Raw genomic sequence first — 277 nt, forward strand, 5'->3', positions numbered from 1 at the left:
AGCCCCGGGATTTCACCCCTGACTTTCCAGTCCGCCTACGTGCGCTTTACGCCCAATAATTCCGGACAACGCTTGCGCCCTACGTATTACCGCGGCTGCTGGCACGTAGTTAGCCGGCGCTTCTTCTGTAGGTACCGTCACTTTCGCTTCTTCCCTACTGAAAGGGGTTTACAACCCGAAGGCCTTCATCCCCCACGCGGCGTCGCTGCATCAGGCTTGCGCCCATTGTGCAATATTCCCCACTGCTGCCTCCCGTAGGCTGTCTCTTATACACATC

Annotated in this window: 1 rRNA gene; it reads right to left on the minus strand. The window is 57.4% G+C overall.

What is annotated here, in order from left to right:
- Positions 1 to 277: ribosomal RNA gene (locus tag ACTHTA_RS11475) — 16S ribosomal RNA — on the minus strand; the annotation flags it as partial.

It is taken from the genome of Neisseria sp. P0013.S005 (assembly GCF_051958425.1).
Lineage (GTDB): Bacteria > Pseudomonadota > Gammaproteobacteria > Burkholderiales > Neisseriaceae > Neisseria > Neisseria subflava.